The 14,131-nt window shown below is 56.7% G+C and carries 12 protein-coding genes; 6 read left to right on the forward strand and 6 right to left on the reverse strand.

All coding sequences use genetic code 11. The features are described 5' to 3' along the window. Window positions 1-181 precede the first annotated feature (181 nt). Genes GOX66_RS05640 through GOX66_RS05650 form a run of 3 tightly spaced genes read left to right on the forward strand, consistent with a single transcriptional unit; the run spans window position 182 to window position 1,724 of the window. Window positions 182-979, forward strand: a complete 798-nt coding sequence (locus tag GOX66_RS05640; protein ID WP_170760456.1) for a hypothetical protein — start codon at window positions 182-184, stop codon at window positions 977-979. Further along, on the forward strand, window positions 979-1,374 hold the full coding sequence (locus GOX66_RS05645) for a cell division protein ZapA (protein WP_170760458.1): 396 nt from the start codon (window positions 979-981) through the stop codon (window positions 1,372-1,374). Before GOX66_RS05640 ends, GOX66_RS05645 begins: the two co-directional genes overlap by 1 nt. Next, entirely contained in the window at window positions 1,371-1,724 is a 354-nt protein-coding gene (locus GOX66_RS05650) for an MliC family protein (protein ID WP_170760460.1), read from the forward strand. The genes GOX66_RS05645 and GOX66_RS05650 overlap by 4 nt, the downstream gene beginning before the upstream one ends. Here the strand turns inward: GOX66_RS05650 and grxD are convergent, their stop codons facing one another. The 6 genes from grxD to GOX66_RS05680 all read right to left on the reverse strand — a co-directional run bounded on the left by grxD (window position 1,725) and on the right by GOX66_RS05680 (window position 8,721). Continuing rightward, window positions 1,725-2,087: a Grx4 family monothiol glutaredoxin gene (gene grxD, locus GOX66_RS05655; protein ID WP_170760463.1), complete on the reverse strand. Its 363-nt coding sequence runs from the start codon at window positions 2,085-2,087 to the stop codon at window positions 1,725-1,727. Continuing rightward, on the reverse strand, window positions 2,074-2,364 hold the full coding sequence (locus tag GOX66_RS05660; protein WP_170760465.1) for a hypothetical protein: 291 nt from the start codon (window positions 2,362-2,364) through the stop codon (window positions 2,074-2,076). Before GOX66_RS05660 ends, grxD begins: the two co-directional genes overlap by 14 nt. A gap of 182 nt (window positions 2,365-2,546) precedes the next feature. Then, on the reverse strand, window positions 2,547-2,783 hold the full coding sequence (locus tag GOX66_RS05665; RefSeq protein ID WP_170398586.1) for a BolA/IbaG family iron-sulfur metabolism protein: 237 nt from the start codon (window positions 2,781-2,783) through the stop codon (window positions 2,547-2,549). 135 nt (window positions 2,784-2,918) lie between these two features. After that, a complete protein-coding gene (gene purL, locus GOX66_RS05670) occupies window positions 2,919-5,078 on the reverse strand; it encodes a phosphoribosylformylglycinamidine synthase subunit PurL (protein WP_170760467.1) in 2,160 nt (719 codons plus the stop codon). Window positions 5,079-5,247: 169 nt separating this feature from the next. Then, the gene (locus GOX66_RS05675; RefSeq protein WP_170760469.1) at window positions 5,248-7,533 is read right to left on the reverse strand and encodes a mechanosensitive ion channel family protein; all 2,286 of its coding nucleotides are present in this window, start codon (window positions 7,531-7,533) and stop codon (window positions 5,248-5,250) included. 279 nt (window positions 7,534-7,812) lie between these two features. Next, on the reverse strand, window positions 7,813-8,721 hold the full coding sequence (locus tag GOX66_RS05680; RefSeq protein WP_170760471.1) for a LysR family transcriptional regulator: 909 nt from the start codon (window positions 8,719-8,721) through the stop codon (window positions 7,813-7,815). Window positions 8,722-8,890: 169 nt separating this feature from the next. On the opposite strand from GOX66_RS05680, the gene GOX66_RS05685 reads away from it, so the two are divergent. The 3 genes from GOX66_RS05685 (at window position 8,891) to murI (ending at window position 14,085) form a co-directional block, all read left to right on the forward strand. Next, entirely contained in the window at window positions 8,891-12,310 is a 3,420-nt protein-coding gene (locus GOX66_RS05685) for an indolepyruvate ferredoxin oxidoreductase family protein (RefSeq protein WP_170760473.1), read from the forward strand. 78 nt (window positions 12,311-12,388) lie between these two features. Further along, window positions 12,389-13,267, forward strand: coding sequence for a lysophospholipid acyltransferase family protein (locus tag GOX66_RS05690; RefSeq protein ID WP_170760475.1), 879 nt, complete (start codon window positions 12,389-12,391; stop codon window positions 13,265-13,267). Between the two features lie 8 nt (window positions 13,268-13,275). Continuing rightward, window positions 13,276-14,085: a glutamate racemase gene (gene murI / locus GOX66_RS05695; RefSeq protein WP_170760477.1), complete on the forward strand. Its 810-nt coding sequence runs from the start codon at window positions 13,276-13,278 to the stop codon at window positions 14,083-14,085. Window positions 14,086-14,131 lie beyond the last annotated feature (46 nt).

A 14,131-nucleotide genomic window follows, 5' to 3' on the forward strand; every position in this document is an offset into this window, starting at 1 on the left:
CCAAAGTGCAAGCGGAACAAAGCGATACATCCGGTCCGTGGTTCAAGAAAGCACCCCAAGTTGTTGAAAGCAAAGAGTGGGTATTTTCCGCCCCATTGGGTTAGACTAGGCAAAGAAGCGGATTACGTTGATTCGGACAAACCCGCGTTACAAGGAACCTTGGTAAAGAGGTGGCAGGGGCATGAGCCAGATCGAAGAACTACAACGCCGCATCGTTGTCGCGATGGAGCGGATCGGAACCGGCGTCGAGGCGCTGCGGGACGCGACCCCGGCAAACGAAGGACAGGATACCAACCTGCAAGCGGCCCTTGATGATGAGCGCGTTGCTAACGCGCAGTTGGAAGAGCGTCTGAAATCCCTGAAAACTCGCCATGAGCAGGAAGTCGACGCCATGCGCGCCGATATGGAAAGCCTGCGGGCGGTTCCGGCGGAGGACCCCGAAAATGCAAGTCTGCGAGAGCAACTGGCCGAAGCGACCGCGAAACTCGCTGCTGTCGAGGCGGCGCGCGCCGAACTGGCTGATGCGAAGGCAGCGCTGGAAAATCAGGACGAGCTTGAAGCCTTAAAGGTTGAAAACACGCAATTGAAAGCAGCGGTAAGCAACACGCAAGGGATTGAAGCCGAGAATGCACGCCTGCGGTCCGAACTTGCAGATAGTGAACGCGTTGGCGAGCTGAGCGCTGAGTTGGAGATGTTGCGTGCGGAACGCAGCAGCCATGGCGCGGCAATGTCACGCCTGGATGACGATTTACAACGGATGCGCAAGGCAAACGAGCAGTTGCGCAAGTCGGTAGACGAGCTGCGCGCCGCGTCCGAAGATGGCGTCCCGGACGCTGAACTGCTTAACCGGGCCACGGTTGCCGAGCTTGAAGCCACACGCGCCGCGCAGGCAACTGATGCCGCCGAAGCTCATGCCGTTCTGGCCAGACTTGAACCATTGTTGTCGCAGGCAAAACTGGCTGAAGGAGAAGTGGAATAATGCCCGAATTGACTATTCAAATCGGTGGTCGCGGCTTCGAAGTCTCGTGCCAGGAAGGTGAAGAGGTTTTTCTGCAATCCGCAGCCAAAATGCTGGATGATGAGGCACAGGTTCTGTCGGATCAAATTGGCCGGATGCCGGAATCCCGGATGTTGCTGATGGCCGGACTGATGCTTGCGGACAAAGCGGCTGCAACAGAAGACAAGATCAACGCGCTTGAGTCGAAACTGGCCGAAGCGGAAATAGAACTGCAGAATCTGAGAAACAGACCGCAGCCTGAACCAGAGCGGATCGAAGTGGCCGTGGTTCCGCCCTCGGTGACGGATACTCTGGCAGAACTTGCTGCACGCGCCGAGGCGTTGGCGTCTGTCGTCGAGGAAAGATCTGCCGGATGACCCCTTTGAAGACGCTGGCCTGCACTGCGGTTATGTCGCTGCCGGGTAGTGTCGCTTGGGCTGAGATCGACATTCTGCCAGTGACCTTCATCTGTGAGAACGGTGTTCCCCTGCAAGTCGCGTATTTCAATGCCCCGGACGGATCCAGCGCAGCGGCGATGATGGTCGACAATCAGCTGGTTACGTTGCGCCAGACCCAAAGCGGATCAGGAATTCGCTACGAATCCGATGGTGGGGCAGGGACTTATATCCTGCGATCCAAAGGGTGGGACGCCAGCGTGGGCTTTCTGGCGACAGGTGGGGATGCCGCCAGTGAGCAGGTTGTTTTGCAGAACTGCGTCAGCCGCTGATCAGGCGTTCGCTTCGCGGATCTTGTCGGCCGCGTCTTTGTTGTAGCCGACACCGTTATCGTCAAACAGCGTGTCCAGCTCGCCGGACAGGGTCATCTCGGTGATGATGTCGCAACCACCAACAAATTCGCCTTTGACAAAAAGCTGAGGCACAGTCGGCCAGTCGGAATAGTCCTTGATGCCCTGACGCACGTCTTCATCGGCCAGAACGTTCACGTCAGTGTATTCAACACCCATATAGTTCAGCACACCGGCCACACGGGATGAGAAACCGCATTGCGGCATCTCTTTGGTGCCTTTCATATACAGCACCACATCGTTGGCTTTGACGGTTTCGTCAATCTGGGTCTTAACGTCGGTCATCTTGCTTGTCCTTTTCACCCGCATCCGGGGCGGTCGTTTCATCCTGTGACGGGTCGGGGGCCCATCCTTCTTCCTCTAGCCGCCGATGCTCGGCCTGTGCCAAAGCGAGCGGATCAAGTCCGTACCTTTCAATGCCACCAACCTTGCTGAGTTTTTCCGGATCCGGACGCAAGTCGGCAAGGTTACGTTTTCTGTTGCGCTTCACATAGGCTTCGATCAACGCGGCGGCAACTATCAACGTTGCGATTACACCTATCCAGAACAGCCAACTACTCATTTTTTGCCACTCAGCTTTGGCGACGTTCGAAGCCGCGGCGTCTCAATTTCCTTGTGACACCCAATATCTGGGTCCGTATTTCAGTAGCTTTGGTAGATCACAAAACAAGATCGCTATGAAGTTGACGAAATCAAAGACCAGATAGGTCAGCCTAAGCAAAACCCATCCGATTGGCTCATCCACTATTCAGGCACTTTCGTTGTTAAGGCCAGCGCGTGCAGCTCTCCGTCCGGTCCGTCCATCTTACCCTTCAACGCAGCATAGACCGCGCGTTGTTGCTGCACCCGGTTTTTGCCGCGGAAGCTTTCGTCCACGACCATGGCGGACATATGCATGCCGTCATGCCCGCCGACCTGAATTTCCGCATCAGGAAAGGCTTCGCGCAGTAGGTGTTCGATTTCGTGAGCGCTCATTGGCATGTAAGTTTCTCCAGAAGGTCTTTCCCAAGATGTAGAGCGCCCGGACGGGGCGCGCAAGGGCGTGATATGGGCCTTGAAACGACGAAACCCGCGCCTGTTCAGACGCAGGTTTCGCGATTCAGTTCTGATCCAAGATCAGGCGACGGCTTCGGCAAAGCTGTTGCGGAAGGTGGCTGTGAGTTCCTCCAACGGTGCTTCTGAGCTGCCGACGCGAATGCTGTCCCCGGTGAAGCGGCCGACAGAAACCAGCGGAACGCCTGCCTGACCAGAGGCGATCATCAGTGCTTCGGCCTGATCGAAGTTGCAGGCGACCAGATAGCGCGCCTGATCTTCACCAAACAGGAACTCGGTCGAGGCGTCGTCGAGATGAACGCCAACACCCGTGGCCTCGGCCAGTTCGAACGCGGCCAGCGCCAAGCCGCCATCGCCCAGATCGGTGCAGGCCTTGATCATCTCGCGGTTCGCGCGGATGAACTCGCCGTTGCGCTTTTCCGCGTCCAGATCGACATGCGGGGCGTCGCCGTCTTCACGGTTGAACACTTCGGCCAGCAGGGCGGATTGACCAAGATGGCCGTTGGTTTCGCCAATGACCAGCGCGACATGGCCCTCGCGAACCTCGTTGCCAATGATCTCATCCGTATGGGCCAGCAGGCCAACCGCGCCGATGGTCGGAGTGGGCAGGATCGCCTGACCGTCGGTCTCGTTATACAGAGATACGTTGCCTGAAACGATGGGCATGTCCAATGCGGCAACCGCTTCACCAATACCTTGGATTGCGCCGACGAACTGGCCCATGATCTCGGGCTTTTCGGGGTTGCCGAAGTTCAGGTTGTCGGTTGTGGCCAGTGGCTTGGCTCCAATGGCAGTCAGGTTGCGATACGCCTCGGCGACCGCCTGCTTACCGCCCTCAACAGGGTTGGCGCGGACGTAGCGCGGAGTGACATCGCTGGTGAAGGCCAGCGCCTTGTCGGTGCCATGCACGCGGACCATACCAGCGCCCAGACCCGGCGTGCGGGCGGTGTCGGCCATGACCATGGTGTCGTACTGTTCATAGACCCACTGCTTGCCCGCATAGTTGGGCGAGGCGAGCAGGGCGCGCAGACCGTCGATCGGGTCGATCTGAGGTACCTCGGTCAGTTCTTCGGCTTCCGGCGTGGGGTCCCACGGGCGGTCGTATTCCGGGGCCGTCGAGGACAGCTTGGACAGGACCAGATCGGCCTTGACCTCTCCGTTATGAACGATCAGGAACCGGTCCTCGGCGATGGTTTCTCCGACAATGGCGAAGTCCAGATCCCATTTCTCGAACACCGCGCGGGCTTCGGCCTCCAGCTCGGGTTTAAGGACCATGAGCATGCGCTCCTGGGACTCGGACAGCATCATCTCATATGCAGTCATGTTCTCTTCGCGCTGAGGCACGTTCTCAAGATCCAGCCTGACACCCAGACCGCCTTTGTCGCCCATTTCAACGGCCGAACAGGTCAGGCCTGCCGCACCCATGTCCTGGATCGAAATCACGGCGCCGGTCTGCATCAGCTCCAGCGTTGCTTCCATCAGACGTTTTTCGGTGAAGGGGTCGCCAACCTGAACGGTGGGGCGCTTTTCCTCGATGGTGTCATCAAATTCAGCCGAAGCCATGGTGGCGCCACCAACACCATCACGGCCGGTTTTGGCACCCAGATAGACCACAGGCATACCGACACCTGAAGCGGCCGAATAGAAGATCTTGTCGCTGTCGGCCAGACCTGCGGCAAAGGCGTTCACAAGGCAGTTGCCGTTATACGCCGGGTGGAACCGGACCTCGCCACCCACACAAGGAACACCGAAACAGTTACCATAGCCACCGATGCCTTCGACAACACCGTTGACCAGTTGGCGGGTCTTGTGGTGGCCCGGTTCACCAAACGATAGAGCGTTCATTGAGGCGATAGGGCGTGCGCCCATAGTGAAGACGTCGCGCAGGATACCTCCGACGCCGGTTGCCGCGCCCTGATACGGTTCGATGTAGGATGGATGGTTGTGGCTCTCCATCTTGAAAACGACGGCCTGCCCATCGCCGATATCTACTACGCCTGCATTCTCACCGGGACCGCAGATGACCTGAGGGCCGGATGTCGGCAGAGTGCGCAGCCATTTCTTGGAGGATTTGTAGGAACAGTGCTCGTTCCACATCGCCGAAAAGATCCCGAGTTCGGTGAAAGTCGGCTCGCGCCCGATGATCTCGAGGATCATGTCGTATTCTTCGGGCTTCAACCCGTGGGCGGCAATCAGATCCGGTGTGATGGCGGGCTCTTGCATCGTCTGTCCTGTTCTCAAGGTGGCCGAGATTGCGCGCCTTTTAGGGCAAGGGCGCGTCGGTGGAAAGGGTTAAGACCGGAACCGTGGGGTTTCCTGTTGCCTTCCGGTTAAAAAAGACCGCCCGACGGGTGCGACGAGCGGCCTTTTCTTCGTTTTGGAGGATTAATCTCTATTTCGGCGCGCCGTGTTCAGAACCGGATTTCTGGCCCTGCTGTTCGGCTTGCTGATTGGCGGCTTCTCCGGCAGCGGCCCCGACTGCGGCCTTTTGTTCTTCGCTGAGGTTTTCAGCCTCTTCCAGACCCGGGATCGCAACGCGCACCTCGCGGCGGGCAAAGTCGATGCCGTTCTCTTTGAAAGCGGCCTTGACCCGGTTGAAGATTTCCTTGCGCAGAGTGAACTGCTTGCCGGGCTTAGCCATGAACTTGCCACGGATGATCATGCCCACATCGTCAAAGTCAAACACGCCTTGCGACTTGAAGGGCTGAAGGAAGCCATCCTTGTGAATCTCGTCCTCCATCATTGCGGCACCGATCTTCTTGAAGATCTTCTTTACTTTGTTCGGATCAGTATCAAAGGGCACGGTGAACTTCAGCTTCATGATAACCCAGTCGCGGCTGTAGTTGGTCAGCTTCTGAATTTCGCCATATGGGATTGTGTGCACCGGACCGCGGTGGTGGCGCAGCTGCATGGAGCGGATCGAGATTTTCTCGACCGTTCCGGTGGTTCCGCCCACATCGACATACTCGCCAACGCGGAAGGCGTCGTCGATCAGGAAGAAAATCCCTCCAACGATATCCGAGACCAGTTTCTGGGCGCCAAAACCGATGGCCAAGCCGAGGATACCAGCACCGGCCAGGAGAGGTGTGATATCCAGACCCAGCGCGCCGAGCGCAAGAAGAATGAAAATCACCGCAATAGCCACCTGGGCCGTGACTCGCAGCAGGGGCAGGACGGTCGCCAGGCGTGATCCTCCGGATCCACCGCCTTCTCCGGCCTCTTCATCCGGGCTTTGCTCGGCCGCTGTTTGCTCTTTGGCAAGACGCCGATTGATCCAGAGCGAAACGACTTCGTTCAGGATGTAACCGACTGCAATGATGATGAAGAATTGAATCAGCTTGCTGCCGGATTCCTCAGCACCACCCGCGATTTCCCGAAGATCAAGATCCCAGGCTCTGGCAATCATCAGGATAACAAGGATGCCGGCCAGGACCCTGCCGATGCGGATGTAGCTGCGTTTGGTCGATTTATAGGCTTGCTCGGCCACCGGGCCTTCACCCAGCATCGGCGGCTGCAGATGACGCACCAAACCACGTATCAGCGTGTCCAGCGCAGGCGCGATCAGCAGCCAGAACATAGTGGTGAAATGAGCGCCCTGAACCAGACGGTTCAAGAGAACCGGGTCGCGCTGCGCGACAAGAAATTCGACAAGCAACCAGATCACTGCCGACACACCGATGGCAAAGTAGGGGTAATATTGGGCTACTTCTTCGTCGAACTTGGTGTGATCGGGGTCCGTGCCCAGCATCATCTGAGAAAGCCCTTCGCGTGCTTTCCAGGCAATTACGCCAATATAGACGTGGATTGCAGCATTGAGCCAGAACCCGATGCGTGTTTCGCCACCGGTGATCCCGTTCAGTTCGTTGAAATGGAGAATGAACAGCGTGAATCCGATCAGGATCAGCAGTCCGATCAGATTGCGGTGCAGGAACTTAGCCCAGTGATCGTCAATGTTCACCAACCGGAAGTGAGGTTTGTTCGGAGCCAGGATGAACCTCGAGGCGGCTGCGCCCAGACGGGGAATCCAGATCAGGTAGAAAACGAAAGGCGCAGCATAAGTTATCTGTTCCGGTGTCAGAAGACCGCGTCCGAGGGCACGGATGACGACGTAAAACACGACCAAGCCAGCGATCTCGTGACAGAAGCGACGGAACAGGTAACTGACCGCTCCCCAAAGATCGTTCTCATCTGCCATTTCAGCCTGGCTGTGCCATTTACGCGTAAGCAGGCCGAACAGTTTTTCCGCGATGAACCCGGCGACCAGAACACTCAGGATCAGACCCATAAGGACAAAGGCACCGGTTGTCCCGAAAGTACCGACAAAATTATCGACCGCATGCACCTGAGCACTGAAAATGTTTGGCACTGTCACCGCGACATGCGTCCATGACGCCACCATTTCGGCCCATATCTCGTTTATTTCTGTGATCGGGTCTTCACGGTCCGCCGCCGCAGCCGCGTGTTTTTCGGCGACTGCATCTAGCCGTTCAAGCAGGATCGCGCGAACCTGGTCGTCGGACATGCGCGCGACCATGTCGTCCACTTGTTCGGGGGTCAGATCCTCGGGGATCGTGATGGTGGCAGTCGAACTGGCGGAATCACCTTCCTGTGCGATTACCGGTCCGGAAAGCAAAACGACTGAAAATATCGCCAGTAAGAGACGAATAGGGTGAAACATCGAATCTGTCCTCGAACACAAGTCTTCGTGATTTTTTTGTGATCATAGGTCTAAGTGCCCGACTTTCCCAGATGTTTTGCCGATTTGCACCTGTGGGCGTTGCGTGAAAGCAAAAAAAAGGCCGAGCACTAAGCTCGGCCGTAGTCCAACAGGGAGGTATGAAGATGATGAGCGTTTCAGCATCACCGCCTTCGAGTGCTCATTTAGGGATCAGTTTGTGAGCGATCAAGATGTTTCAGACTGATTGCAGATCATGTCCGCTATGCCATGTGTGCATAGCTAAAGTTTTCCCATTTGTTTCAGCTGCTTGCGTTGGGCGATGATCTCATCCTGAACAAAGTCCCGGAAGGCCGCCACGCGCTTGGAGTGGCGCAATTCCTCGGGATAGGCGAGGTAAACAGGAACATCCGCGCTTTCGATATCGGATAGGATCGGAACGAGCTGGGGAAAGTCCTTCGTCACGTAATTCGGCAGAACGCCGATACCAAGGTTGTGCAGAACACCTTGCAAAACGCCAAAATAGTTGTTCACCGTCAAAAGGGAACCGGGATCGTAAGTCATCAGGTGCCGCACCATCGTTGCGCTGGCACCCACCTGAGGCGCAGATGGTGTCTGACAGATCAGCCGGTGGTTTTTGATTTCCTCGACTGCATTCAGCATACCGCCATGAGTCTCGATATATTCCTGCGTCGCATATAGCAGCATTTGCACGGTCATCAGGCGTTTGCGGACCAGATCGGCCTGGCTGGGCTCTTTCATCCGGATCGCCACATCTGCTTCGCGCATCGGCAGGTCCAGCACACGCTCTTCCAGCATCAGGTCGATATTGAGGTCGGGGTATTGCTCATAAAGCTTGGGCAGGCGAGGGGCCAGCCAAAGGGTGCCAAAGCCGAAAGTGGTGGTGACGCGCAGTACGCCGAATACTTCTTCCTCGCTGTCGCGAATGCGTGCTGCGGCGGCGTCCAGTCGTTTGGACATGGCCGAAGTCGCGTCAAACAGCAGCTCTCCTTGCTCGGTCAGGATCAGGCCGCGCGCATGACGATGAAACAGGGTCGAATCGAGTGATTCTTCAAGCGCCCTGATCTGCCGGCTAACAGCTGATTGAGACAAATTCAGCTTGTCACCCGCATGAGTCAGGCTGCCCGCATCCGCGACCGCGTGAAATATCCTAAGCTTGTCCCAATCCATTGCCGCAACTTTCGTTATCTTTCGGAATGCCTATATGAAATAGGTGGCAACTTCCACATTCAAACGGCGAAATCCTTATGTTTCAGAGGATAAACCCTATACAGGTCAGAAGTTGTGACCTAAAATGAATAAAAATGTCGCACACTGATCTGACGAGGGGAGGCGTCCGATGAGCCAGCCAAAAATTTCGCTAAACGACCGCTTTGATCTGGAAAAAAATCCCGTTCTTTTGAACGGCACACAGGCGCTTGTGCGGCTAATGCTGATGCAAAAAGCGCGGGATAAAAAAGCAGGTCTGAACACTGCTGGCCTGGTTACAGGTTATCGGGGCTCGCCCCTGGGAGCGGTCGATCAGCAGATGACGCGGGCCCGGAAACAACTGACCGAAAGTGATGTCACGTTTCAGTTTGGTCTGAACGAGGACCTGGCCGCAACCGCGCTTTGGGGCAGCCAACAGGCCGGTTTGCGCGGGGACGGACGCTTTGATGGCGTTTTCGGTCTTTGGTACGGCAAGGGGCCGGGCGTCGACAGATCGGGCGATGTGATGCGTCATGCGAACATGGCGGGCACCGCGAAACACGGCGGTGTTCTTGTGGCAATGGGCGACGATCATACGGGCGAAAGCTCGACAGTGTTGCACCAGTCCGAATGGTCTCTGGTTGATATGTACATGCCGGTGGTCAGCCCGGCAGGCGTGCAGGAAATACTGGATTACGGCGTTTACGGCTTTGCGCTCAGCCGGTTTGCCGGGGTCTGGGTTGGCCTGAAGACAATGAAGGACACCATTGAGGTTACGTCGGTTGTGGATGGCTCCCCTGGTCGTATGAACCTCGTTGCTCCGGATTTTGATATGCCGGAAGGCGGATTGAACATCAGGCTGGGTGACACGCCGCACCTGCAGGAAAGCCGGATCATCGACTTTAAACGCTTCGCGGCCGAAACGTTCTCTCGTGCCAACAAAATGGATAAACGGGTCTGGGGCAAACCGAGCGCGAAAATAGGGTTCGTAGCGGCGGGGAAGAACTGGCTGGACCTTGTTCATGCCATGTCGCTGCTGAATATCGACGAGGCCGAGGCCGAGCGTCTGGGCATCACCACATATAAAATTGGGCAGACTTTCCCGCTGGACATGGCTGGCTTTCACGAATGGGCTGAAGGGCTGGACCTGATTGTAATCATTGAGGAAAAGCGCAAGCTAATCGAAGTGCAGGTCAAAGAGGCCATCTTCGATGATCGCCGGGGCCGTCGTGTCTATGGCTGGTACAAGGGTGGCGCGGGCACATTGCATCGGGAAGAGCTGTTCCCGACACGCGGCGCCCTCGACCCGATCATGATCGCCGAGAAACTGGGCGGAATTCTGATCGAAGAAGGCCGCGATACGGATGATGTCCGTGCCGGATTGGCCAAGCTTTCCGAGGCACGCCGGGCTGACAACGCGGAAGAAATCGCAACGCGTTTGCCGTATTTCTGCTCCGGCTGTCCGCATAACAGCTCGACCAAAGTGCCGGAAGGCAGCCGCGCATATGCCGGGATTGGTTGTCACTACATGGTGCAGTGGATGGATCGCGAAACCACTGGTTTCACGCAAATGGGTGGTGAGGGCGCAAACTGGGTTGGAGAAGCGCCGTTTTCAACCACCAGGCACGTCTTCCAGAACCTTGGCGACGGGACATATAACCATTCCGGCGTGCAGGCGATCCGGGCGGCACTGTCCGCGGGAACCAACATCACGTTCAAAATTCTGTTCAATGACGCCGTCGCCATGACCGGCGGGCAGGAAAACGAAGGCGACCTGACAGCGGAACGGATCGTGGCCGAGGTCAAGGCCATGGGCGTTCAGCACGTTGCGGTGGTCTATGACGAGAAAGAAGACGTGAACGTCCAGGCTCTGCCTTCCAGCGTCGAAACCTTTGAACGTGCCGATCTGATGAAGGTTCAGGAACGGTTCCGCACGATCGAAGGCGTCTCGGTCATCGTTTACATACAGACCTGCGCGGCGGAAAAAAGACGCAGACGTAAACGCGGCACATTCCCGGATCCGGACAAGCGGGTATTCATCAATTCCGACATTTGCGAAGGCTGCGGCGACTGCGGTGTGCAGTCGAACTGTGTGTCGATTGTGCCAAAGGAAACTGAATTTGGCCGCAAACGCGCGATCGACCAATCCAGCTGCAACAAAGATTTCTCTTGCCTGAACGGGTTTTGCCCGTCGTTCGTAACGCTGGAAGGCGCGAAAATCCGCAAGGAAGCGACGACCGAGATTGACCTGCCAGATTTGCCCGCGCCGAACCTGCCCGAAATTCAGGGCACCCACAACGTTGTTATCACCGGCGTAGGAGGCACCGGTGTCGTGACGCTGGGTGCCGTACTTGCCCAAGCAGCTCAGATCGACGGCAAGGGCGCAGGGATGATGGAAATGGCCGGTCTCGCCCAAAAGGGTGGTGCGGTGAATATTCACTGCCGACTAGCCAACCGCCCCGAAGACATCAGCGCCATTCGCGTTGCGACGGGCGAGGCACATGCTTTGATCGGCGGGGATCTGGTTGTGTCAGCCGGGGCCAAAACGCTGGGGTTGACGCGCACGGACCAAACCGGAGCTGTGGTTAACAGTCACGAAACAGTCACGGGCGACTTTACCCGCGACACCGAGTTCCGGATACCTGGCGACCGTCTGGAACTCGCCCTGCAGGCGCGTCTGAAAGAGAAACTGTCGCTGTTCGATGCCACCGAACTGGCCCGTGCGGTGATGGGGGATTCGATTTACTCCAACATGATGATCTTCGGCGCGGCGTGGCAGCGAGGTTTGCTTCCTGTCAGCCACGAGGCAGTGTTACTGGCCATCGAGTTGAATGGCACGGCGGTCGAACGCAATAAAAGGGCCTTTGACATTGGCCGGTGGGCGGTTCTGCACCCTCAGGAAGTTTCGAATATTCTCGAGCCCAATGTAGCGGAATTGCCGAAAACACTCGATCAGATAATCGACCATCGGGCAGAGCATTTGGCGGCATATCAAAACAGTCGACTGGCCAGGCGGTATCGCAAATTGGTCGCCTCGTTTGAAGATGAAGCGATCAGGGAGGCCGTCGCAAAAGGCTTTCACAAGTTGTTGTCCTATAAGGATGAATACGAGGTGGCCCGCCTGATGCTGGACAGCCGTGAAAAGGTCGCCGCCGAATTTGACGGGGATTTCAAAATGACTTTCCATCTTGCACCCCCGATCCTTGGTGGGACCGGTGCGGATGGTCGACCTCGCAAAAGGCAATTTGGCGAATGGATGCTGGGGCCGATGAAGATTCTGGCAAAGATGAAGATTCTGCGAGGAACCCCTCTGGATGTCTTTGGATACAGCTCTGAACGGCGTATGGAACGCGCGTTGATCAAGCAATATGAACGCGATATCAAAGAGATAGCGCCTCTTATTACAGCAAAAACCCGTGATTCTGTCATAGCCTTGGCTGGGCTACCGCTGGACATTCGCGGCTTTGGACCGGTTTTGCAGGCAAATGAAGCCAAAGCCGCCAAACGGCGTGAAGAATTGCTTTCGGCCATACGAAACGGAGGGCAAGAGTTTCGCGCCGCTGCCGAGTAAATCGTTTCAGGTTTGTCACGATATCTAGGCAAAATTGTCGCCTGCATCTATTTTGCAGGCACAAAACCGGAGACTCGAATGCCCTCGCGCCGCCATGTCGCTCGTGACATTTCCTATGCCTATTCCGCCGAAACCAAAGGCGGACGCATGGTTATCAAACTGATCGAGAATACGACCGGGCGTTTGCGCCTGATTAAACGTGCTGATGGGTATGAGAAAGAGGTCGCCAACGGGCGTGATTTCTGGTCGGTTATGGTGGAACGGTATGGGTTGTCGCTGGATGTCGTCGGTGGCTCTCTGACGAGTATTCCGCGAACCGGGCCGCTGATCCTGATCGCCAACCACCCCTATGGCATTTTGGACGGGATGATGATGGGGCACATGTTGTCCCGGACGCGGGGGGATTTCCGCATTCTGGCAAACCATGTTTTCCGCAAGGCCGAAGACTTGAGCCGAGTCATTCTGCCGATTTCGTTCGATGAGACGAAAGAGGCAATGAAACAGAACCTGGAAACTCGGAAAACGGCGCTGAATTATCTGGGTGAGGGTGGTGCCATAGGAATATTCCCAGGCGGCACGGTCAGTACCGGTGTTAAACCCTTCTCGCACCCGATGGATCCGGGCTGGCGCGGGTTTACGGCAAGAATGGTTGCCAAATCGAACGCCTCTGTTGTTCCGGTTTTCTTTGACGGCCACACCTCGCGCCTGTTCCAGATTGCCAGTCATCTGCACAATACGCTGCGTATGGGATTGCTGATCAAAGAGTTCAAAAAACGGGTCGATACGCCGGTCAAAGTGGTCATTGGTGAACCCATTGGCCGCGATGTTCTGGACCCATTGGGCAAAGACACGCGCAAGACGATGGATTTCTTGCGCAAAGCGACGTATGAGCTGTCACCTAAGCCGCTGAAGTCGTATGACTACGGCTATGAATTCGAGGAACGGCATCGCGCCTGAAGGGACAAATGGCAGTAGGCATTTTTGATTCTGGTTTGGGCGGTCTGACCGTTCTGGACGCCGCGCAGAAACGTCTGCCGGACGTGGATTTCCTGTATTTTGCGGACAGCGCACATGCGCCTTACGGGGTGCGCGATTCCGAGAATATTTATGAACTGACACGCGGCGCCGTGAATGACCTGTGGAACCGGGGTTGCGATCTGGTGATTCTGGCCTGCAATACCGCCAGCGCCGCGGCTCTGCGCCGGATGCAGGAGGAAGGCGTGCCCGAGGGCAAGCGTGTTCTGGGTGTCTTTGTGCCGCTGATCGAAGCACTGACCGAACGGCAATGGGGCGACAACAGCCCACCGCGTGAGGTTGCGGTCAAGCATGTGGCGCTGTTTGCCACACCTGCAACGGTGTCCAGTCGGGCATTTCAGCGCGAACTGGCATTTCGAGCCATAGGTGTCGATGTCGAGGCACAGTCCTGTGGCGGCGTTGTCGATGCGATCGAAGACGGTGACATGATTCTGGCCGAGGCGCTGGTGCGCAGCCATGTGGACGCATTGAAACGCAAGATGCCGGAACCGCAAGCGGCAATTTTGGGCTGCACCCATTACCCTCTGATGGCGGAAACCTTCCAGCAGGCGCTTGGCCCGGATGTTCAGGTGTTCAGCCAGGGTGACTTGGTCGCGGAAAGCCTGGCGGATTACCTGCAGCGCCACCCAAACATGAATGGCGAGGCCAGGGGTGGATTTCTGACCACGGGCAAGCCGCGGTTTGTCAGTGACCGGGCGACCCAGTTCCTCCGACGACAGATCACGTTCGAAGCTGCCTGACTTAGGTCAAGGACGCCGACGTACTTTATCCTTTATTCGAAGGCCG

The sequence above is a fragment of the Ruegeria lacuscaerulensis genome (genome assembly GCF_013031245.1).
Lineage (GTDB): Bacteria > Pseudomonadota > Alphaproteobacteria > Rhodobacterales > Rhodobacteraceae > Ruegeria > Ruegeria lacuscaerulensis_C.

Bases quoted from the DNA above. Each gene is read 5' to 3' on its own strand.
- GOX66_RS05640 (WP_170760456.1), top strand. From the start codon at position 182: ATGAGCCAGATCGAAGAACTACAACGCCGCATCGTTGTCGCGATGGAG.
- GOX66_RS05645 (WP_170760458.1), top strand. From the start codon at position 979: ATGCCCGAATTGACTATTCAAATCGGTGGTCGCGGCTTCGAAGTCTCG.
- GOX66_RS05650 (WP_170760460.1), top strand. From the start codon at position 1,371: ATGACCCCTTTGAAGACGCTGGCCTGCACTGCGGTTATGTCGCTGCCG.
- grxD (WP_170760463.1), bottom strand. From the start codon at position 2,087: ATGACCGACGTTAAGACCCAGATTGACGAAACCGTCAAAGCCAACGAT.
- GOX66_RS05660 (WP_170760465.1), bottom strand. From the start codon at position 2,364: ATGAGTAGTTGGCTGTTCTGGATAGGTGTAATCGCAACGTTGATAGTT.
- GOX66_RS05665 (WP_170398586.1), bottom strand. From the start codon at position 2,783: ATGCCAATGAGCGCTCACGAAATCGAACACCTACTGCGCGAAGCCTTT.
- purL (WP_170760467.1), bottom strand. From the start codon at position 5,078: ATGCAAGAGCCCGCCATCACACCGGATCTGATTGCCGCCCACGGGTTG.
- GOX66_RS05675 (WP_170760469.1), bottom strand. From the start codon at position 7,533: ATGTTTCACCCTATTCGTCTCTTACTGGCGATATTTTCAGTCGTTTTG.
- GOX66_RS05680 (WP_170760471.1), bottom strand. From the start codon at position 8,721: ATGGATTGGGACAAGCTTAGGATATTTCACGCGGTCGCGGATGCGGGC.
- GOX66_RS05685 (WP_170760473.1), top strand. From the start codon at position 8,891: ATGAGCCAGCCAAAAATTTCGCTAAACGACCGCTTTGATCTGGAAAAA.
- GOX66_RS05690 (WP_170760475.1), top strand. From the start codon at position 12,389: ATGCCCTCGCGCCGCCATGTCGCTCGTGACATTTCCTATGCCTATTCC.
- murI (WP_170760477.1), top strand. From the start codon at position 13,276: ATGGCAGTAGGCATTTTTGATTCTGGTTTGGGCGGTCTGACCGTTCTG.